This window comes from Vibrio sp. 070316B (genome assembly GCF_013114115.1).
In the GTDB taxonomy this organism is placed as follows: Bacteria; Pseudomonadota; Gammaproteobacteria; order Enterobacterales; family Vibrionaceae; genus Vibrio; species Vibrio chagasii_B.
The window spans coordinates 1-21,634 of sequence record NZ_VTYC01000005.1 but is presented as its reverse complement, the minus strand read 5'-3'; the positions used below and the strand labels follow the sequence as shown (position 1 = coordinate 21,634).

The 21,634-nt window shown below is 43.1% G+C and carries 17 protein-coding genes and 4 pseudogenes; 8 read left to right on the top strand and 13 right to left on the bottom strand.

Annotated elements, in window-relative coordinates; translation table 11 throughout:
• Window positions 1-22 precede the first annotated feature (22 nt).
• Entirely contained in the window at window positions 23-895 is an 873-nt protein-coding gene (locus F0251_RS06090) for a patatin-like phospholipase family protein (protein WP_171730573.1), read from the bottom strand.
• A 286-nt stretch (window positions 896-1,181) separates the two neighbouring features.
• Window positions 1,182-1,736, bottom strand: coding sequence for a hypothetical protein (locus tag F0251_RS06085; RefSeq protein WP_105056965.1), 555 nt, complete (start codon window positions 1,734-1,736; stop codon window positions 1,182-1,184).
• Window positions 1,737-2,299: 563 nt separating this feature from the next.
• Here F0251_RS06085 and F0251_RS06080 point away from each other — a divergent pair.
• Window positions 2,300-3,808, top strand: coding sequence for a DUF3360 domain-containing protein (locus tag F0251_RS06080; protein ID WP_171730572.1), 1,509 nt, complete (start codon window positions 2,300-2,302; stop codon window positions 3,806-3,808).
• Window positions 3,809-3,901: 93 nt separating this feature from the next.
• Here the strand turns inward: F0251_RS06080 and F0251_RS06075 are convergent, their stop codons facing one another.
• The 6 genes and pseudogenes from F0251_RS06075 to F0251_RS06050 all read right to left on the bottom strand — a co-directional run bounded on the left by F0251_RS06075 (window position 3,902) and on the right by F0251_RS06050 (window position 8,863).
• The gene (locus F0251_RS06075; protein ID WP_061031572.1) at window positions 3,902-4,240 is read right to left on the bottom strand and encodes a hypothetical protein; all 339 of its coding nucleotides are present in this window, start codon (window positions 4,238-4,240) and stop codon (window positions 3,902-3,904) included.
• 629 nt (window positions 4,241-4,869) lie between these two features.
• On the bottom strand, window positions 4,870-6,012 hold the full coding sequence (locus F0251_RS06070; protein WP_105059372.1) for an MFS transporter: 1,143 nt from the start codon (window positions 6,010-6,012) through the stop codon (window positions 4,870-4,872).
• A 45-nt stretch (window positions 6,013-6,057) separates the two neighbouring features.
• Window positions 6,058-6,789 carry a GTPase gene (locus F0251_RS06065; RefSeq protein WP_105059371.1) on the bottom strand — a complete coding sequence of 244 codons (732 nt, stop codon included), beginning with the start codon at window positions 6,787-6,789 and terminating at the stop codon, window positions 6,058-6,060.
• 75 nt (window positions 6,790-6,864) lie between these two features.
• Window positions 6,865-7,008 (bottom strand): hypothetical protein, encoded by a 144-nt coding sequence (locus F0251_RS06060; RefSeq protein WP_155647293.1) that lies wholly within the window; start codon window positions 7,006-7,008, stop codon window positions 6,865-6,867.
• A 347-nt stretch (window positions 7,009-7,355) separates the two neighbouring features.
• Window positions 7,356-7,433, bottom strand: a pseudogene (locus F0251_RS24445) (hypothetical protein); the annotation flags it as partial.
• 530 nt (window positions 7,434-7,963) lie between these two features.
• Window positions 7,964-8,863 (bottom strand): LysR family transcriptional regulator, encoded by a 900-nt coding sequence (locus tag F0251_RS06050; protein ID WP_171730571.1) that lies wholly within the window; start codon window positions 8,861-8,863, stop codon window positions 7,964-7,966.
• 102 nt (window positions 8,864-8,965) lie between these two features.
• Between F0251_RS06050 and F0251_RS06045 the strand changes: the two genes are divergently transcribed.
• From F0251_RS06045 to F0251_RS06035, 3 genes are read left to right on the top strand one after another with little or no spacing between them, the layout of a single operon-like run.
• Window positions 8,966-9,832, top strand: a complete 867-nt coding sequence (locus tag F0251_RS06045) for an MBL fold metallo-hydrolase (RefSeq protein ID WP_061031574.1) — start codon at window positions 8,966-8,968, stop codon at window positions 9,830-9,832.
• 13 nt (window positions 9,833-9,845) lie between these two features.
• Window positions 9,846-10,517 carry a glutaredoxin 2 gene (gene grxB / locus F0251_RS06040; protein ID WP_171730667.1) on the top strand — a complete coding sequence of 224 codons (672 nt, stop codon included), beginning with the start codon at window positions 9,846-9,848 and terminating at the stop codon, window positions 10,515-10,517.
• Between the two features lie 12 nt (window positions 10,518-10,529).
• A complete protein-coding gene (locus F0251_RS06035; protein WP_171730570.1) occupies window positions 10,530-11,741 on the top strand; it encodes a multidrug effflux MFS transporter in 1,212 nt (403 codons plus the stop codon).
• A gap of 570 nt (window positions 11,742-12,311) precedes the next feature.
• Here F0251_RS06035 and F0251_RS06030 read toward each other — a convergent pair.
• Window positions 12,312-12,407: pseudogene (locus F0251_RS06030) on the bottom strand (alpha/beta hydrolase); the annotation flags it as partial.
• Between the two features lie 232 nt (window positions 12,408-12,639).
• Here F0251_RS06030 and F0251_RS06025 point away from each other — a divergent pair.
• The 3 genes from F0251_RS06025 to F0251_RS06015 are packed head-to-tail and all read left to right on the top strand — an operon-like array spanning window position 12,640 to window position 16,308.
• A complete protein-coding gene (locus F0251_RS06025) occupies window positions 12,640-14,469 on the top strand; it encodes an FAD/NAD(P)-binding protein (RefSeq protein ID WP_171730569.1) in 1,830 nt (609 codons plus the stop codon).
• Window positions 14,459-15,661 carry a YbfB/YjiJ family MFS transporter gene (locus tag F0251_RS06020; protein ID WP_116870385.1) on the top strand — a complete coding sequence of 401 codons (1,203 nt, stop codon included), beginning with the start codon at window positions 14,459-14,461 and terminating at the stop codon, window positions 15,659-15,661. The genes F0251_RS06025 and F0251_RS06020 overlap by 11 nt, the downstream gene beginning before the upstream one ends.
• Window positions 15,662-15,675: 14 nt before the next feature.
• On the top strand, window positions 15,676-16,308 hold the full coding sequence (locus tag F0251_RS06015; RefSeq protein ID WP_171730568.1) for a glutathione S-transferase family protein: 633 nt from the start codon (window positions 15,676-15,678) through the stop codon (window positions 16,306-16,308).
• Window positions 16,309-16,396: 88 nt separating this feature from the next.
• Here the strand turns inward: F0251_RS06015 and F0251_RS06010 are convergent, their stop codons facing one another.
• The gene (locus F0251_RS06010; protein WP_171730567.1) at window positions 16,397-17,269 is read right to left on the bottom strand and encodes an alpha/beta fold hydrolase; all 873 of its coding nucleotides are present in this window, start codon (window positions 17,267-17,269) and stop codon (window positions 16,397-16,399) included.
• Between the two features lie 273 nt (window positions 17,270-17,542).
• Between F0251_RS06010 and F0251_RS06005 the strand changes: the two genes are divergently transcribed.
• Complete coding sequence (locus F0251_RS06005) at window positions 17,543-18,670, top strand: HD domain-containing phosphohydrolase (protein ID WP_061031587.1); 1,128 nt, start codon at window positions 17,543-17,545, stop codon at window positions 18,668-18,670.
• Window positions 18,671-18,880: 210 nt separating this feature from the next.
• Here the strand turns inward: F0251_RS06005 and F0251_RS06000 are convergent.
• From F0251_RS06000 to F0251_RS24630, 3 genes and pseudogenes are all read right to left on the bottom strand, one after another.
• A pseudogene (locus F0251_RS06000) lies at window positions 18,881-19,159 on the bottom strand (alpha/beta fold hydrolase); the annotation flags it as partial.
• 298 nt (window positions 19,160-19,457) lie between these two features.
• Window positions 19,458-20,981 carry a hypothetical protein gene (locus F0251_RS05995; protein WP_171730666.1) on the bottom strand — a complete coding sequence of 508 codons (1,524 nt, stop codon included), beginning with the start codon at window positions 20,979-20,981 and terminating at the stop codon, window positions 19,458-19,460.
• Window positions 20,982-20,996: 15 nt separating this feature from the next.
• Window positions 20,997-21,422: pseudogene (locus F0251_RS24630) on the bottom strand (chromosome partitioning protein ParA); the annotation flags it as partial.
• Window positions 21,423-21,634: the final 212 nt, after the last annotated feature.

The following is a 21,634-nucleotide window of genomic DNA, read 5'->3' as shown; positions in this document are numbered from 1 at the left end:
CCTCGAGTCAGTAACCATCACATTAAAGTCTGTTGCCCAGTGTCGCCTGTGCCAAATGATAGCCTCTATCTATCATCTCCTTTGAGCGTTCAAACTCTAAGGTGCCACAGGCATTACGTGGGACTTCAAGGGTAATATCGGCAGGATAAGCGGCTAGTTTTTGGCGTGCAATGGTCGACTGCATCGCATCAAATGCTTGGTTGGCAATATCGTAGGCCGCAAAGTTGAAGCTCATTTTACTTTTGACGTTATTGCCTAGGTTATCAATAAAATTAGCAACCTTATCGTGCAGGTTGCTCTCTTTCGTCGGCAGGGAAACTGGTGTCACTTCTTGTTTAAGCAGTTCAGGTTCGCCACCTAAGTTCACAGCTATCGTGACATCTGTGTTGTCGCCGAAGGTTGGTGCAATCGGTACAGGATTAAGCACTCCGCCATCAATAAGTTCTTCACCATTGATGACATGAGGTGTGAAGAACAGTGGCAGAGAGATAGAAGCGCGAATGGCATCAAACAGAGAACCGGACTTCAGCCAAACCTCTTTTTCTTCAGCGACATTAGCAGCAACGGCGGTATAAGGAATAGGCAGCTCTTCAATAGCAATCTCACCGATTAACTGACGTAGAGAGTCTATGATCTTATCCCCTTTGAACATCCCGCTCGATTGCCATGAAAAGTCCAACAGCATAGTCATATCTGATTGGTCGATACTGGTGATCCACTCTTCGAATTCGTCCAACTTACCCGCCGCGTAAACCCCACCAATAAGCGCGCCAATTGAACAGCCAGAGATAGATTTGATCTCATAGCCATGTTCAATGAGCCAGCGGATAACGCCAACATGAACCAAGCCTCTTGCGCCACCACTACCCAGTACCAATGAGATCGTTTTTGCCATCGTACTAATCCTTTAATTCATCAGCTCTTCAAAGCCTTACGTAAAAAGTATATCACTTTGTATAACCATACACAGCGTAATGATATGAAAACTGCCTCACCTATACGCTTAAATGTGTTAGCAGAAAACGAGTCATTCCAGCAAGCCTAAGCGCGGCCAGGAATCTGGTTTCCGCGAGCGCTGATACAAAAAAGTCGCCCACTTAAAAGCGAGCGACCTATGGTGACTATTCTGTTTCCAAGCTTCATTCAGTTCGTGAGCTCATTCTGCTTATGGAAACGGAGAGCTACAACACGCGCAAGCACTCTTCTGGCGACAAGCTCAAGAGTGTATTGGCGAAGTTGATCTTCTCGTCACGCCATCTCAACGCAGCTTCTCGACCGTCTTGTGAATGTCGGTCAGCTTCAAAGTAGCTTTTTCGTGGTAGTCCGTTTGCTGGCGTCATCACCATAGATTGCTCATTCAAGCGAATCGTAAATAGGAACTGACCACGTTGCCCTGTTTGCGCTGCTGGGTGGTGCAATGTGGTATCACAACAATAACGTTTATCACGCAGTGCACGGCATGTGTACTCAAAGGCATCTTGTGCACCACGTCCAGGGAACGCGGTATAAATGCTGATGCCATCACGTTGCAAAGACTGGTCACCCGCCGCGAGTTGCACCGCGTGTTGGATCATCCTAAAGCCTAGAACCACACCACCAATGCTGTTCAATCCACTGTATTGAATTGCGCCTTCTAAGCTCAGGTGAAGTTTGTCTTCTCCTTCATAGAGAAAGAGATCAGGCGATGCCCAATCGCTCTTTGGAATAAGCAGTTGAGTAATATCCGAGTGTTCCATGTTGGTCTCCGCAACAATGAGTATGTTTGAGACAACAAAATAACGTAATGAGAATTATTATCAATAAATTTAATTCAAAACGTTGCTATCAGACGGATTTACATTTAGCTTTGGCAAAACTCATAACAACAGCTGCCTTTCTTCCTTTGGATTACTAAAAGTTGCCTTCTAGCGTATACCTTGGTCTCAGCGTATCGTTTACTTTTCAGACAGCTTCACCATCAAACCACACCCAAGACTTCTAGCAAGTAATAATCGATAGACTTTAACGGATGCTTTAGCGCCAAGCATTTCTTGTTAGATATTCGTTTATTACCCATTAAGTTCATCGTCTACAAACAAGCTTCCCCATCCAAGTTACAGGCTTTCATTCTAGTGCCTTCATCCTACGACTAATGTCTAACTGCCTGACTCTATTTGTTTTTTTGGGTTTGGTATAAGGTACTAACAACTAAATGTTAACGAATTTTTAATTATAAGTTGACGCATTGTTTGCACATCTGCATGAGTCAATAACGTTTGTTGGAACAACACACCTTAGAGTGTGAAAGAAAGGAATCAAAATGAGCAGTACTTTAGAGTCCGTAAATATACCAAGAGAGGAGCCTCAGACCCATGAGGACGAACTCTCCTATGAACAACAACACAAACCAAGCTCAGAGTTTGAAACCCGAGAACAGTATCTAGAGCACGAATTACAAATCATGTCGCCTAAGCGCTGGCGTCCAAATTTACCGTTTAAAGATTATCGATTTGAGATAGAAGACACCATCCCAGCCATGGCCGCGACTATTGGTAAAGTAGTAATGGTCGGTGCAATTGCTGCCACTTTTGCTGGAGCGCTTGGGTTAAATGAAGACTTTATTCTAGAAAACGTTCGATACGAACTCCTTATTGCTTCTGTCTTCATCATCCTTTTCTCTGGTTTTCTACTACCAACGGCCAACCTCGCAGGTACACACGGCCCACTTATTCCATTAATCCCTATCGTGGTTGCTGCTGGCGGTCACCCAATGGCCTTTGGCTTGCTGATTGGCGCATTTGGCTTGCTGTTAGCCATCAGTAAAGGCGGCAGTATGTTGGCTAACCTCACCAGTAAAGGTGTGTGTGGCGGATTGTTGCTCTACCTTGGCTTCGTGGGCACAGCTTCTCAGGTGAAAAAGCTGTTCGCTTGGGCAGAAGGCATCGGCATGAGCCACATCGCTTTTGTCGTGATCTTCTGCACCATTATCTTGTATGCACTATTGGAACACTTCCGTAAACGTTGGTTAGCTGTGCCTCTTAGCTGCTTGCTAGGTGGTACGATTGCATTTGCCATGGGTGCCCCATTCGCTTTCCACACAGAGCCGGGCCTACCGAACATGAACCCTATGTATTGGTGGGGAGAAAATACCGGTTGGATGCTTGGCCTACCGACGATTGAGCACTTCATGGTAGTACTGCCGTTCGCGATTCTTGCGGTAGCGATGTGGTCACCAGACTTCTTAGGGCATCAAGTATTCCAAAAGATCAGCTACCCAGAGCGCACTGAAAAAGTACACATGAACATTGATGACACCATGACCACAGCGTCTATTCGTCAAACATTCGGCTCGCTACTTGGTGGTACTAACTTTACCTCTTCATGGGGTACTTACATCGTACCTGCAGCGATTGCTAAGCGCCCTATTCCGGCAGGTGCTTTGCTGACGGCTCTGTTCTGTATCATCGGAGCGGTTTGGGGCTACCCGATGGATTTAGCTATCTGGCAACCGGTACTGTGTGTCGCTCTGATTGTAGGTGTATTCGTTCCACTGCTAGAAGCGGGAATGGAGATGACACGTGAAGGAAAAACCACTCAATCAGCAGCGATTGTTGTGTTCTCATCAGCACTTGTGAACCCAGCATTTGGTTGGTCTCTCACCATGCTGTTAGACAACTTAGGCTTAGTTGGCTGTAAAGAACGTAGTGGTGAACTGAGTAAGATGAGCCGTTGGGTACTACCGGGCATTATGTTTGTTGTTCTAACAAGCGTGATGGCGTTGGTTGGCCTTCTACCAGGTATCCCAGCGATTATCCCAAGCTTTCGTTAAGCTCGGTTAATACTAAACTTCAATACAAAGGCCTCGCAAATGCGAGGCCTTAGTTTATATAGCAAGGGTTATAACCGCCCTACTTTACTGAATTTAATCCATTCGGGTAATGAAGGTTTGTTCATCATCAACAAAAGCCACGTAGTCGCCGTGATAGATGAACACTCTCCCACGACCTTCAACGATACAGGCCAGCTGCGGGTTCAAATCTTCTTCAAGATCTTTACTCTGATAAGTGCCAGTATCAGTGACGACACCGCGAAGTGTCGGCAAAAAACCATAGCTACGCTTGGCTTGGTCAATCAAACTCAATTCACTGTTACTAGAAAAGTACGATGGGATTGGGCCAGCATCTTCGATAAACATCGGTTTTAGTTCTTCAAAGGCGGTAATCACCAGCCAGTCGATGCCGTTTACATGATGGATAAACATAGTGGTTCTCGATATTTCTAATGCAGAGATTCTATCACTATCAACGTCAGAACGTAGGAGAAATTGAGTTTCACTCGGAACACAAGAATGCCCTGCAATCGCGAGACATCAGTTTTTCTATCGAACTGTTACAGCGATCCTTTAACAACTACAGCGCATTCTCGAACTTCACTGGCTTCACCGCTTTCATCAACGTTGTGTTGAACAGGACCAGAGCCTCTTCCTCAAATGAAGTTCACCGACCTGTTTAGATTAACGTTCGAGGGGGAGAACATTCTTTGTCGCTCAATGTATCTCAGCACACATAACGATCAGTATTAAGTTCCTCCCCTTTCCCCATTACCAACAAGAGATTAGAGATGTAAACCAAGGGGAGGTTAGGAGGGGATTTATAGCCGATTCTCACATATATCTGCCACTTTGTTTTGTTTGCCCTACAAAACACAAAAAAGGCCTCGCGCACGCGAGGCCTTCGTTTTTTCTATAGAGTGATTACAACCGCCCTACTTCACTGACTTGACCGATGTCACCAACGTTGTGTTGAACGGCTGTGGTTGTTCAAGTTGCCTTAGCATTAGTAAATGGTCTGAGCCTTCAATGTAAGATGCTTTGACTCTTGATAAGAGTCGCTATTGATTCTGTAGCTTATGGAACCCATTAATTCGCTGATGGAGCTCCGTGCCCATAGTCAAAGATACCGATAGGCTAATCAAAGCAATCACTGCTCCTGTAACAAACACCCATTGATAACCAGACATCCAAATTATTCCCAACAAAAATGGCAAGAACACCGCTGCAATATGATTAATGGTGAACGACAGACTCGCCGTTGAAGCCACCTCATCTTCCCTAATTGTCTTTTTAAAGTAGGCATTTAAAGCGATCGCAAAACTAAAAATAATACTATCGACAACATACAGCCCTGCCGCCGCATAATGATCATCCACAAATGCGTAGGATAAGAACACCAACACTAACGCAGCATACTCAATGATCAGCGCTAACTTCTCGCCTACTCTATCGATTAAGCGCCCAACATAAGGCAAAGCAAGCGTCGCAGCTAAGCTAGAGACCATAAACAGCGCAGCCATCATTGGGACGGTGTAATGAAACTTGGTCACCATCAGCAAGCCAGCAAATGCCACAAAGATTTGTCTTCTTGCCCCACTCAAAAAGGTCAGAATGTAATAGGTTGTGTACTCACGCCGTATAACGAGTTTGGTGTGTTGCTTGACCTCTGTGGGAGTATCTCGAAACGTGATTAGATAAACTGCCAGTGAGAAACATATTAGGCCACAAGTAAAGAAGATGACCTTATCTGAAACGTCAAACAGATAGCTCGCGACCATAATACCTAGAAACGTCACCATGGAGAAAAGTGACGCAGCAGAGCGAATCTTTCCCATTGATTCACTAAAATTCTCAGTTGCTAACAATTGAGTCGAGAGTGATTTGTTTACCGCTTCTAGATAATGGAAACCGATAGACATGATTGTCGTGCTAAAATAGAAGCCATAAATCGAAGGCAAATACCCAGTCACTGCAACGCCCAGCCCTAATGTTGCAACTGACAATACCGCGACTCTCTGTTCTGAAGCGATGAACAACAGAAACAGCACAGTAAATGAAAGCAAGCCAGGAATTTCTCTAACGCTCTGCAGTACACCCACGTCAGCCCCTGTCATACCAACAGTGTCGACAGCGAAGTTGTTCATCACAACTCGCCACCCCGTATTCGCTATCACCGATGCAATAGCGATAATAACCAACATCGCGAATGAGCTCCGCGATGTTAAAAGTCTAAGCCAGAGAGTCATTTAAGCCGCCGATTCGAAAAGAAAGTCTTGAATATGATCACGCATAAATAAAGCCATAGAAGAGAGGTCTTCCCATGTTTCTTTATTCGTGTGAGTGATGCACTCAACAAAAACTTTGCTTAAGTGTGGCTCAGCATGTAACCAGCGACTGACACACTGCCCGGTATAAGAGACATGCTGCATTTCATCTTCTAAGATTTTTTGAATCGTTGGACGCATTTGTTTCATGTAATCATCGTCAGACTCATCGATGATCGCCAAATGCAGCAACAATAAACGCCATGAGCGTATTTCAATAGAGTGAACCCTAAACAGAAACGTCTTGATCTCATCGTCAAAGTTCATGACTTTATCTAACTCATATTGAACCTCATGTTCATGTGTTTCTGTCTCATAGCCGGTCAAAGGAATAAGGCTGGCAAACAACGTAGAGTGATTCATTTCATCATTATAATGACGCAACATAAGCGGCCTTAGCTCATCATCAGCATACCGCTCAGCAATCATTCGTAACCTTGCCGCACCTTTGGCTTCATCTATCGCATTGTGCAAAAGGTAGTAAGCCATCATCTTTTTATTTTGAAAAATAGTTCGAGCCAAGCCATTCATCATCTCAGACGTGAAAGACAAATCAGATACCAAATACTGCTCGATGCAATCTTTATATTCTTTTGAAAGACTCACGCCTTTGTCATCAAATAAACCATAGAGACTATTTTGTATATTATTCATAAACCATTCCTTTCCTCAGCAGACATCTTCAACAAGACACTCTCTCAAGTGCCTCATTGAGGGGTAGCAAGCTAATTAGCGAGACTCTTTTTTGTTGTGTTCTGATGGGGCTGGATTCGGTTCAAAGGCAGCATTTGATCGCACCAGTCTTGGTGGTTGGCTAGTGATGTCTTGCTTCTTAAGCTTTAGCGATAAAGCCGCTATTAGTTTTCCGTTCATATTCAGATCCTCAAAAATAATGTTATGTTCCTAGCTCAGTAGCGATATGCAACTAATACCGAGAACACAGAGACAATACAGATCGTTAACAAGTTGTTACATGATCATTTTTAGAATGTTATTTTTTGGGATTGATACGTATTCAGATAACTTTTAATTAATTAAGAAATTCATTTGAGGTGATTATTTACTGCAGGTGATGAGAACTCTTCCGCTTCACTGTAGAGTTCAAAAACCGTATCGGCGACCAACCGTGCTTTAGGTAAAACTTGCTGAACTAGCTCAGTCAGTGATAACGCCCGAGTCAAACGATTGAACAGCTTACCACCTAGCTTTGATTCGAGTTGTCAGCTCTTACGGCTGACCGTTGTTGTAGGAACATTGAGTTCACGTGCCGCCTGAGCAAAACTGCCCAACTCAACGACTTTCGCTAATAGTAGTCACGACGATATCTCTTTCGTCTGCCCTCTCCAGCCATCCCGTATTTGGGGTGTTGAAACTCAAATTAACCATCTAATCAACATAAATGGGATTAGCTATAGTTTGTTCATACCAACAACAGTGCTCGACACAACACCGTCACCATACTGATGTAGCTCAAACACGCATGCCTGTGTAAATAAATAAGTGCTTTCTGAGCGTATATAGGTCGGAAAGATTTTAAAAATCAAGAATAAAACTTGGAACCCAAATGAGGGTGAGTAATAACGTAAGCCCAAACATCGCTCGCCAGTGTTAATCAAATAGAATATTGGCACATTTTATTCGGCCAAATAAAAGAAACAATTAGCCGATATATCTCAATACTTATTACTTAGAGTATCGAATTAGGGCAAATGCAAGACGAAAATGGAGAGTGGATTTTTATAAGGCTTTGGTTAAAGAAAGAATTGAGTCGTTATTAACCACACATCATCCGCAGGAGTTGGGTTATGGCAAAAGGGCCTAAATTTGCCTATGGAGTAACAATACGAATAAGGTTCGCTTTTAGGTATTCCAAGAACAGCGATAACCTATAAGGCACATGTTTACGTGTAGGATACATTCCATAAATATTTACGATTGGAAATTCCGCAACGTTTTCTATTTTGATTAAGTCGCCATTGATGATGTGTGTATTAACAAATACGCTTGGTATCATGGCTATGCCCATTCCGTCCACAGTCGCTTGGATTAAGGTGTTTGTGTCTGAGATGACCGCAACCCACTGCTGTCGATACGAAAGGCTTTTACCATCGACAGTAAGCATCCAATAATCGCCATCTCTTGAGCTGCCCATATGTAGACAGTCATGATTTTTTAGATCGCTGTAGTTAGAAGGCACGTGATGCGCGTCTATGTATGATGGGGCTGCATACAAACCAAACTCCGACTCCCCGAGCTTGGTTGCAATGTAAGATGAATCTTGTAACTCGAATGCGAATCGAATACTGAGGTCGATCTCTTCCTCAATCAGATTTGACTTACTGTTAGATAAGGCGAGATCAAATCGAATCCCAGAATATTCTGCTCGAAAATCTTTAATGGCCTTCATTAGAAAAGGGCCCATTGCATCGGGAGCAGACAGGCGAATAAGACCTTCAGGGTTATTCTGATGGGCGGTGGTTAGCGAGTCTTCTAATTGCTCTATCTGGCTCAATACTGTTTGCGCACCTTCATAATAGGCTTTTCCTCCAGGGGTAAGGTGCATACTGCGTGTTGTACGATTCAAAAGTCTAAATCCCAACGATTCCTCCATAGCGGCAATATGTCTGCCGACTATTGCTGGGGTAATACCTAATGCTTTGGCCGCTTTAGAAAAGCTGCCTCTATCGACAACCGTACAAAATAGCTGCATATTCCGATACTTATCCATTTGATACCTATAGTATTAAGTTAAGTTACTTTTGGTTGTATTGTTCTATTTGTTAATGTTAATTATCTTTTACTTCATCTTCAATGATGAAAGGAAAGAACAATGTCTATTACTTCAAAACTGACCACTTTAACTCTGACGCTAGGCATGGTCGCAAGTGCTAGTGCGACCGATGGTTTTGACCCATCGAAGCCAGTATTAAAAGAACTAAAAGAAGGTATCTATCAGTATTCCCAGTTTTTTTATAACAGCATGGTCGTTGTTACCGACGAAGGCGTGATTATTACTGATCCTTCAGGCGATGCTCGCTCTGCACAAATGATGAAAGAGATCCGTAAAGTGACAGATAAGCCAGTCAAAAAAGTCATTTACTCCCATGATCACTTTGACCACTCCCGTGGCGGTAAGATCTTCGAACAACAAGGCGCAGAATTCATCGCTCAAGAAAATTGTTCAGACCTTCTTTCTCGCGACTTAGAAGATAAGGTGGCATATCCAACGACCACTTACAAAGATGGCATGACGATTTCGTTAGGCGGAAAAAACGTCGACCTACACTACTACGGTAAGAATGACGGTAATTGCATGAGTATTGTTCACATGCCTGAAGACAAAGTATTAGTTGCAGTAGATTGGCACTTGCCTCAATACCTAGTGAGTTCTGGGCGTTTAATTGAGCAGGATTACGTAGCCACATTGAATACGATTAAGCGCGTACGTAAAGAGCTAGAATTTGACACCATCATAAATGGTCATATCCCCGTCGATTCACCAGAACTGCTAGAAGAGAGTGAAGAGTTTGCTCAGGCTCTATTCGATGAGGTTTGGAAAGGGCTACAAGAGGGTAAATCTGTTGATGAATTAAAAGAGTCGATAAAGCTGCCTAAATTCAGCCATTGGAATGGTTATGAGGAACATTTGCCAGCTCATGTTGAGCGCATGGCTTACTCAATTTGGCATGGTAATTAATAGGGTGCGAATGATGAAACTGCATGTATTTGATAGCTGTCCATTTTGTGTTCGTGTTAAGACTTTTGTGAGGCTTAAAAATATTGATTGTGAAATTCGCCCCATGATTTTGGGGCAATTGCCAGAATCGTTAGAGGGGAAACTGGAGAGGTTGACTGTCCCTGTGCTTGAACAGCGACAGCGTGATGGTAAGCATACGGTGATGGTTGAGAGCCTCGACATTATCCGCTACCTAGATCAACAAGATGAACCCATGTTCACCCGCTACGAAGTATCAGAAGCATTAAACAACCTTCTAAAGCGGCTTTACCCGATATCCGCACAGCTTTTGTACCCGCGCATGCCACAACTTAACCTCCCTGAGCTGTCTACGCCAGACGCCCTCAATATGTTTGTTGAATCACGCAAAGACGCATTAAGCCAATCCATTGAGCAGGCGTTGGAGAGAACAGAAGAGTACCTTCCGGAGCTTAAACAACTCTTGGAAGAGCTGGGTTCCTCGCTCGATATTGATGCTCTTGTCTCTGGTGAGCGCAAGTTGAACATTGACGACATTGCTGCATTTTCTGAGCTGCGAAACTACACAATGGTAGCGGAATTAGAAATGAGTGAGCGCATGATGAGCTTTGTTAGTTTCATCGCATCACGCTCTGGAATGTCGTTGTATCCACCAATCAGTCAGTAATGGGAGTTTAAGATGGCAGGTAACAAATTTTTCCAACTGCTGGTTATTTTTTCTCTCATACCTTTGGGGCCACTGGCTATTGATGTCTACTTGCCATCTTTTCCACAGATGATCGAGGCTTTTGCTGTCTCTGAGAGCGAAATAAGGCAGACTATTTCGATTTACGTTCTGGCTCTGGGTGTGAGTCAACTAATTGCGGGCCCAGTTTCTGACCGCAAGGGGCGTAAGTTCTCTGCCATGCTTGGGCTAATCTTGTATGCAGCAGGTAGCTTGCTGGTTGTGGCATCTTCCTCTTTAGAGATGCTATACGCAGCGCGAGCCCTGCAAGGTGTAGGCGCTTCATTCACTATGATCACCGCCATGGCTTGGGTTCGAGACAACTACGAAGGTGACGTTGCAGGTAAGTGGTTAAGCTATATGGGCGGTGTAACCAGTGCAGTGCCAACCATTGCGCCGCTCATTGGCAGTGGGTTGGCTCTTTTGTGGGGGTGGACAGGTGGCTTCTATCTCATGGCTGGTTTGGCTCTGTTGCTGTTTATTATGTCAGCTATCGCACTTCAATCTAAGAAGAGTGTTAAGGCTAGGGTTAATGTAAAAGACGCGGTTAATGTAAAAGACATGCAGGCGCTTAAATGTAACGTGCGCGATATATTAACCAATCGTACATTTTTGGTGTATTCACTGACTAACATGTTCAGTTTTGGTGCGCTGCTGACTTACATTTCGGTAGCTCCAATTGTTGCAATTAGTGAGGGTGGATTTTCTCAAGTGCAGTTCTCTCTTATGTTCGGCATGATCGGAGGAGTTCAAATACTTGCTAGCCTTATTGCGCCTAGATTGATGAGGTCGTTTGGCCGCAGGAATACTGTACGATTTGGTGCCACTGTTATCACTGTCGGAGGAATGGGTTTGTTGTTTATTAGCTCTAATGCTACTTATCTGTTCTTTGCTTTATCGGCATTGGGAGCAGCAGGCTTCAGCCTCTTATCTGGCTCTGCTACATCTCTTGCGCTTGAGCCCTTTAAATATTGTGCTGGCTTGGCAACATCTATCGATGGTTTTTTCAGAATGATTGGAGGAGCATTGCTTGTCGCTGTATCGGGACTTTTGGGGGTTAGTAGTATCTCTACACTGGCCATCGTCATGCTGTTGTCATTGCTACCAGTTTTGTTAGTCACGGTAGATAACCGAACCGCACATAGAACTAACTCAAGGTTAAATTAATCGCTTTGAAATTGATGAGCATAAAGCAATTAGGTGCTTTACCCGTTCTACTTAAAGTTGTGGTGGTGTTGACTGCACTTATTTCCCCCCCCCTACCACCAAGTTTATCGAGGCTCATGGGGATTCATTCGTCTGCCGCCTATCTACAACTTCAAGTCATTTAGGTATAGATGTCTTGGTTCACATAACCACCATAAATCTGGTGGTTATGTGATTTGGGAAACACGTAATAGATTAAATGCCCGTAGCAATTCAATCTGAAGCTTTGCAAAACCTCCCCCTCTAACTCCCCCTCAAATCAAGTTCATCGGTCTCTTGAGAAATATGATCGAGGGGGAGAACATTCTTTGGCGCTCAATGTATCTCAGCGCACATGACTATCGGTATTCAGTTCCTCCCCTTTCCCAATACCAACAAGAGATTGGAGATGTAAACCAAGGGGAGGTTAGGAGGGGATTGTGAGCCGAATCTCACATGTATCTGCCACTTTGTTTTATTCGCTCTACACAACACAGAAAGGCTTCGCACACGCGATGCCTTAGATTTGTCAGTAGAATGATTACAACCGCCCTACTTCAGTGACTTCACTGCTTTCATCAACGTTGCGTTGAACTGCTGTGATTGCTCAAGCATTGGGAAATGACCTGAATCTTCAATGTAGTAAATTAACTCAGCTACCCGACATAACCGCTAATAAATCTAATTTCGACTCTGAATAGCTCTCTACGTCATGCAATGCAAAATATTGAAAGTGTAAATAACAATCCTAACACTTACAGAAAATGTAAACCGCCCCCTAACTAGAGCAAATACTCTATTGAAGACTCCCAACACTCAATGCTAACGTAGTTGCAACAATTTAAACCAATAAGTAACAAATGAACCATAAAGGCTTGCGATGAAAAAACGAACAATTGGTATCATTGGCATTGGTCCTCGCGGACTAAGCGTATTAGAGCGAATAGTAGCTCTATCGATAGACACTCCCTACCAACCATTGGAGATCAAAATTTTTGACCCAAACCTTCCAGGTTCGGGATGCCATGATGTCAAACAACCGAATCATTTGCTTGTCAATACTGTTAGTTCTCAAATTACAATGTTCGCCGACGAGAGTGTTAGTGAAGCTAGAAATGTGATTACAGGGCCTACTTTCTACCAATGGTTATGTGAAAGACCACGAGATGAGTTGAGTCCAAAAGCAATATTACCGAACGAATACTACTCCCGTTCTCTTTTTGGTGAATATCTTAACTGGGTATTTCACTATCTTGTTGATATCTCAGCCCCTCACATAACGATAGACTATTTACCTCATGAAGTTGTTGATATCGATAAGTTAGATGACGATTCCTGGAATTTACGAGATGACCGAGATGTCCTCACTAATGTTGAATATATTTACTTAACAACAGGGCATACAAAACCCAAACATCTCAAGCTTGATACTGCACAAGAAATTACCAATCCATACCCAGTGAAAGATAAGCTAAAGCATGTATCTTCAGAGCAAACAGTTGCCCTCCAAGGCCTTGGGCTGACGGCTTGCGATATTTTGGCAGAGCTATCTATTGGGCGTGGTGGTAAGTTCATCCGAACTCAAAGAGGTAACCTAGAATATTCACCTTCAGGAAATGAACCAAAGATAATAGCGTATTCGCGTACTGGCCTCCCTTTATCAGGTAGAGCTGAAAACCAAAAAGGAACATCTAAACAATACCATGCTAGATTCCTAACACCTTCAAAGGTTGCAAAACTTAGAGAGATGGGCTCGATCAACTTTATCAAGGATGTACTTCCTTTACTGATAAAAGACATGGAGTATGCTTACTACGAGAGCTACCTTAGCCAGAAGAAAGGACTCATAGCCGCACAAAAATTCTGCAACCAATTCCTATATTCAAATCTGAATGAACAAAAAATTTTAGTTGCTAAAACAATTCCTATTGAAGATAGATTCAGTTGGGAAAAACTCGCTGCACCGATTCCCAGCTACGCACTTAAATCTCCAGAAGTTTATATCGCTTGGCTGATAGATCACCTTGAAGACGACATAAAAGAAGCAAAAAAAGGAAACATAAGCAGCCCAATAAAGTCTGCTAGCGATGTGTTACGCGACTTAAGAGACATAATTCGAGACGCTATCGACTTTAAAGGCCTTACCGAAGAGTCACATCGTTGGGTTGACTCTGTGTTTATTCCTTTAATGAACCGAATTGCTGTAGGCCCACCAAAGGAAAGAATTGAAGAGATGGTTGCTTTGCTGAAAAGCGGTGTGCTCAAGCTAAACCTCGGCCCCTCGCCAGAAGTGATGAGCTGTTCAAGTACTCATTTGATCACACTCAAATCAACGGTATGGCCTGAACTACAAGAGCAAGCCGACATAAAGATTCATGCAAAAGTGTCTATGCACAGCCCAAAGGACGATGGGACACAGCTCTGGGAAAACCTTCTATCTAAACAGTATACAAGACTGTACTTCAATGGTGACTACCACCCTGGTGGCATTGATGTAACGCCGAACATGAATGTGATCAATGCCAACGGTATGGAGCAAATTAACATTTGGGCATTAGGCATGCCTACAGAAGGCAATAAATTTTACACCTTCATAGTGCCTAGGCCTGGTGTTAATTCTACGGCAATCGTCGATGCTGGTAGAGCTGTCAATACATTGTTTAAACAGTTGTCTGGAACCCAAACTGAAGGTAAAGAATATGCCACATAATAAACTATTAAACCGCAGCACCTTTGCTGGGCTCGCAGCAACACTAGTTGGGAATGGTATTGGCCGCTTTGCCTATATAGCATTAATGCCTGTGCTCATTCAAAGTGGGTGGTTCTCAAGCGAAGATGCCTCCATACTCGGCGCAGCTACACTGATTGGCTATATTTTCGGAGCACCTGCTTCGAGCTTTTTACAAAGATATTATTCAACAGGCACACTCATACGTGCCTCTTTATTGCTAAGTAGCTTTAGCTATCTGGGTTGTGCCTTAAAGTCTGCCCCCTTTGAATGGTTTTTAACACTTAGAACTATTGCTGGTGTATCCGGTGCGATACTCATGGTACTCGCTCCCCCTGTGATCACCAGCCTTCACCCTCAAGAAATGAAAGCAAGAATCAGTGGCGTCGTGTTTTCAGGCATCGGTATTGGCGCGATGATTTCAGGAACCATCATACCTTTACTTATCTACCAAAGCGTTGAGAGTGCATGGTTAGGTATGGGAGCGATCGCTTTCGTTGCAACTGTCCTGACGTGGAACGCTTGGTCTCTTGAGGTTAAGCCAAACCATTGTGATAAAAGTCCATCGACGTTTGATGCCTTATCTAAGAATGAGCGTATCAGTGTTAGCTGTGTACTGTTAGCCTATACCTTCAACGCTATTGGCTATCTACCTCATACTCTTTTTTGGGTCGACTATATTGTTCGAGAGCTAAAAATGAGTTTTGCGAGCGGTGGGTTTTATTGGGCTGTTTTTGGTATAGGAGCAGCGATTGGACCAATAGTAACCGGTATATTAGGTGATAAGTTTGGACTTAAAAAAGCACTATTAGCGGCGTTTACTTGCAAAGCTGCCGGGGTTGCTCTTCCACTCTTAAGCACCAGTGAAACAGCACTTTTTGCTTCATCTTTGTTGGTCGGTATGTTTACGCCGGGCACCGTAACACTGGTATCAACCTACACCCTAGAAATCGTTGGGACACAACTCCATACGAAATCTTGGGGAGCAATGACAATGGCGTTTGCTATATCGCAAGGAATAGTCGGCTTCGTTATGGCTCACTACGCCCCTCAACTCACCAGTTATAACCTGTTATTTATGATCAGCGCGAGTGCACTGATTTTGTCGATACTCTGCATCGCATTTACATCAACCAAACAGCAGACATTAAACACTGCTCAAACAAGTTCTTAGCAAAGGAATCGCTCATGAAACTGTATTTAAACGACACCTCGCCATTCTCCAGGGCAGTGCTGGCAACGGCCTATTTATGTGATGCTCCAATGGTTCTTGAATGGGTCGACCCGTGGCAAACACCGAGCACATTGGTCGCAGTGAATCCATTTAGTACCATTCCGGTTCTAGAAACCAGTGATGGGGTTGCACTGACCGAGAGCTTAACGATCTGCGAGTTCCTCATGCAAGCATACCCAACAGAAAAGCTAGCAGCGACCAAGGCTAGCGACACTCAACGCATGTCGTTATTGGGAGTAAGCAAAACGTTGATGGAAGTAGCATTTCGATGCGCTGCATTGAGCCGCTTCGAAGCTGAGCAAAACGTGCTAACGATTAGGGGAAAGGAAGGTATTGAAAGAAGCGTTAAAGTACTTATCAGGCAGTTGAAAAGCAATGATGATTTGCTCAAACCTGACTTCTCAACATTGTACCTACACATCGCATTAGATTACGTCTTATTCAGGCATGCTAATTTGCTTTCAGCAGAAGAGTGCGACATCCTCACGACTGCCTTACACAGTTCGCCTTTTAAAGACACATTGGCAAAACTTAGCCTAGAGTCGCTTTCAAAAAAGCTTAACTATTGCGAATACAAAAATTCTTAATCGCTTTGAACTGCGTTGTGTTTAACAAGACTAACAAGGCCTCGCACACGCGAGGCCTTCGTTTATCTATAGAATGATTACAACCGCCCTACTTCACTGATTTCACAGCTTTCATCAACGTTGCGTTGAACTGCTGTGGTTGCTCAAGCATTGGGAAATGGCCTGAGTCATCAATGTAGTAAATGCTGTAATCCTTGATGTGTTTCTTGTTCGCTTCTGAGTCTGTTGGCCATAGGCGAGCGTTCACTAATATTACTGGCACGTTCACGTTCTCATACACGCGGTGTGCTTCGCCTGTTACGTATTGGCCTAGATAATGGCGGAACTGATTTATCGCGATAGCTGGCGGTGCTGATGCCATGTCTTGCGTTACCCAGTAAAGTAAATCCGTGTCTACGTCTTTTGGTAGCGAGTCTTTCACGAACGTAGTAATGCCCGCTTGGAAGTCTGCTTCAAACGGTTTAGTCATTGCATCTAGGTCGCTTTGTGAAACCGCTAGTGCGACGTTTTGCGATGTATCGACACCAATAATGCCCTTCACTCTTTTCGGCATCAGTTTAGCGGCTTCTGCAATAACACCACCAGCCATGGAATGGCCGACTAAGATGACAGATTCGAGTTGTTCTTTGTCGACTACGGCTTTGATGTCTTCAGCGAATGCAACCATGGTGTACTCTTCGCGGTTAAACGATGAGTTACCGTGCCCGGCTAAGTCCATGGTGATCACTTGGTACTGCTTTGAAAACTCGCTCACTTGGTTTTGCCAAAGCCTGCTGTCTAAGCTCCAACCGTGAATAAAGATCAGCGCCCTATCCCCACTCCCACTTTTGCCATACGCTATTTGCTCACCATCGTGAGATATCGCAATACCATAATTAACTTTTGAATCGTGAGCCATGGCATTCATGCTACCAAGCGCCATGAATACCAAGAATGTGATGTTTAGAATTAAACGTTTCATAGTGTCTCTCTACTTACTTTGGAGAGGACACAGAAATCGCCCCTCTCAATAAATATAGTCACTATAAAGTGTGAAGTTGTAGACGGGTCAATAGTGATTTAAATAAAAGCCTCTCCCGTGCTGGTGACTTAACCAACTCATTTCTGCCCCAATATTAGTTTCAGCCAGAACATATACTTTCTTAGCCAGCCTAAATTCTGCTAATGTCAGATGAAATACGTGAAAAAGGACTAGACTTAAAGTCAATATCGACTTTACCGGACTAAAAGCGCTATGAGTATAGATTTTCTTACAAGAAAGAAGTATTTAACGAGTCATGACTTCTATCGAGATCTCATCGATTTTTTTGTACAAGAAGCTAAGAGCGATATCGGATATTTCCACTTCTATTCTCATACTAACGAAGAAGTCGCATTGAATGTTTGGTCAACCTCTGTCTTGGAACATTGCCATTGCAGCTACGTAAGCCACTATCCACTGTCATCTGCAGGAATATGGGCAGATAGTATAAGAACTAAAAAGCCCGTAATACACAACCACTATGATGCAAACTATTCCATAGGCGACTCTTTACCGAAAGACCACATAAAACTAACTCATCACTTCAGTCTTCCCGTAATACAAAATAATGACGTAGTTGCAGTCATCGGTATAGGCAACAACAACGCACCATACAGTCACGACTTCGTAAATTATTTTTACAGGATGATTAACAGCATCTGGCCTCAGGTACAAACAAAGGTAAGTAAGATCGAATCTGGATTAGCTAACAAAAAGCTAGAATTTGATTCTTCTGCCTCCATGGCGATTATGACCAATATGTTAGGCGCAATATCCCGTGCGCTTGAGATTCGTGATGAATACACTTCCTCTCACCAGCGCAATGTCGCTCATATATGCGACCTTATAGCTGATAAACTTTCATTAGAAGACTCGGTGAAAGAGGGGCTAGTCATTGGAGCTTTGGTTCACGACATCGGGAAAATTACGATCCCGTCTCAAATCTTAAGTAAGCCTGGGAAACTCTTGCCAGCAGAGTACAAGTTACTCCAAAGTCATTCAGAAGTAGGAGCAAAGATTTTTCATGAAGTAATTTTTCCTTGGCCAATCGTCGAAATGATCGAACAGCACCATGAGAGGTTGGACGGCTCAGGCTACCCAAATGGAATCAAAAGGAATGAAATTTTACTTGAGGCTCGGATTATAGCTGTTGCAGATACCTTCGATGCTATGGCAAATGATAGACCATATAGGAAGGCTGTCGGAGCGAAGAAAGCTATCAATACCTTAGAACAAGGCCGAAATAAACTATACGACCCCTGTGTAGTAGACGCTTTCCTTACTTGCTACAAACAAGATGAAACTTTAGGAGGGTTGTATACACCTGTGAATTTACAATAAAAGTGTGGCACAGGTGTAGTAATAATCTTTAGCCAAGCTCCAAGTTAGCTTGTCTCTAATTGTATGGTTTGCCATAAAAAAGGTAATTCGAGCATACTCAATTTAAGTAATTGCCCTAAATTATTTTTGTCCAATAATGAGTTAGCATCCGTTTCCGGATCTAAAAAAGCCTCGCAATGCGAGGCCTTTGGTTTTCTATCTATCAGAAGAGATTGCCGATTTCACGTCTTCGGCTAATGCAACTACAGTGATCACTTGGTACTGCTTTGAAAACTCACTCACTTGGTTTTGCCAAAGCCTGCTGTCTAAGCTCCAACCGTGAATGAAGAGCAGTGCTATCTCCCCACTTCCACTTTTGCCATACGCAATTTGCTCACCATCGTGAGATATCGCAATGCCGCACTTAACCGTTGAATCATGAGCCATGGTATTCATGCTACCAAGTGCCATAAATACCAAGAGTGTGATGTTTAGAATTAAACGTTTCATAGTGTCTCTCTACTTACTTTAAAGGGAACACAGAAAGCCCCCTCTCAATCAATATAGCCACTATAAAGTGTGAAGTTGTAGACAGGTCAATAGAGATTTAGATAAAGGCCTCTTCCTTGATGGTGACTTAACCAACTTATTTCTGCCCCATTATCATTTAGAGTTGATACTCATCAGCATCTTGCTAATACTGTTTTTACTTATTAATAGTTATCTGAATCATGACTACATAATATTTGTCATTTAGCGATTAGTTGATGAGAATTTGTTACTAATACATTGATTCTGTGGATAATGTTCAATGACCTTGGCAAAGATTGGTAGGTTGGAAAGGAAGGTAAGGTGTCTCATATCGTGCCGACACATCATAACGTCCTGATAAATGCTGAGTGGCTAAATATTGACGTTGTTCTTCACTATAAAAGTGCTGTGTTGCTTCTAGTTCAATGGCATCGCCATCCCCAGCACAAATGAAATAGTCGTCGTCCATATCTCGAAATGCTATTGGGGTTTCATCTACCAATCCATATCTATCGGTCATCTTTCTTGACCTCCAAATATCTTTAAATGTACCTCGCTCAAAGCGTTTTAAATTTCGCCATTGTACGAACATATAAGTGTCTTGCGAGGGAATCGATGGAATGTCATTCATTGCCTCGTTCGGGCTTTTACAAGTATCAAACAAAACCACAGCATTGTTCTCAACTCTAAATGGTAATCTATCTTCATCTTGTATATAAGAATCCACGTTCCTTTTGAACCAAGAATCACCCTCTGGGCTGAGATAAAAAGAAGGAGACTTTAGGTAAGAACCAAAATCGTCAGTTTTATTTGCGTCAACAATTTCATAAACAGGATTATCATGAAGTGCGTCATAACTCGCACTATAATCGAACTCAATTTTAAACAAAAAATCTTCCATCTCGGGTTTAGTCAGAGACGTGAAAGCCTTATCGACGGAGGCTTTAAGTTTTTCAATAGATTTAGGATGAGTGAGGTAAATCGGAATTAATCCGTGTCCCGCAAAGTCTAATTTGCTCGGTGCTATCACGGTGTTGGGAGGCGGAACGCTGCCTATCCCTGTAAAGTTCAGCCCATTAATCACAAGATCTGAGGTCGATAAAATATAATCACTGTCCGGGCTAAGGGTTGGGGAAGCGGGAGCGATGTGAACGACGCGAATGTTATCGGCACTGTAACCGTATTGGGACGTAACATGCTTATATGATTCGTTTACCCATAAGTTCCCTTGTGAATGAGCGATGTAAATGAGCTTTTTTCCTTTCCACGTAAGAGAGTCATTTAAAAGATGATGCTTCATTCTAGTTTGGCTGGTTTCGGGGGCATCAACAAGTGATGCTAATTCTTTTAAAAATGTCGTGATGGTTGCATTGATGGCTTCACTGGTGAAGTCGAGAACGAATCCAGCAAACCAAGCAAAAGTGGCGCTGATTTTTTTGATGATAGCGCTGTTTTGCCTACTGCTCATAATATCCCAAAAGGCCTCCCACCGGTCGAATTGTTTCTGCTCTAACTCGGAAGTTCTTTGGTCAAAGGTTTCAGCGAAATCAGCCAGTACGTTAAGGCCACTTCCTTCAATATAAGAATCGTTGTAGAAAAGCTGGTATTCGACAGACTCACCGTTGTAATGGCTGATACCTAGAGTGGCTTTGATCTTCTTTTGTCCCCTTTTAGCTTGTTCTTTGGTTGTTGCTACCCCATTAAAAAAGCCGATAGTGTAACCTTCTATTTTGCATGAGTTAGCGATTGCATTGAATGGCAGTAAAACCACTAATATGAATAATATTGTTTGCCTATTCACAATATTTTGCCTCAGCAGGACTTTGTCGTATTGACTTGAAATATCAAGAGCTTTTTTGATATTAGCGTCGGTCTTTTGTGAAAAATCGTGATAGAGGTTTTCTTGTGTGTAATGGGCATTTTGCTTTAAGGCTTTTCGGACAGGCTCGGGCACTTCTAACGCATCAATAAACGCCTCAATGTCATCGCGGATACCATCATTGTTTGCATCAGTACCAGTGAGAGAGTCGCTGCGGTCAAGCATGGATTCGAAACGCTCATATAGAAGCCTAAGTTGATCATCAATGGTCGGCAGTGCCTTTAATTCTGCAATTAGTTCCGGTGTTTTTTCTATGTGAGAGATGACACTCGGTTGTTCCACTACAGTTACGTTTGGCTCATTCGATTCTTTGCACCCCATAATTAACATCACGGCTAACGTGCAGACTAATCTATTTTTCATTTATGTACCCCTAGTATTTCAAATAGATACTAGAGAATACGGACAAATTAACTCACTGAATAATAAAGAGTTTGCATAGGGGCATAACAAACAAAAATAGGAAGTTAGATGTTCTTACCCTCCGCCTTTTCTGTGTTTCAAAAAAGGGGGGAAATATCAATTAAGGGGGAGATTTGAACGGGGTGACTAGCTTATTCACAGTACTTAGCCTC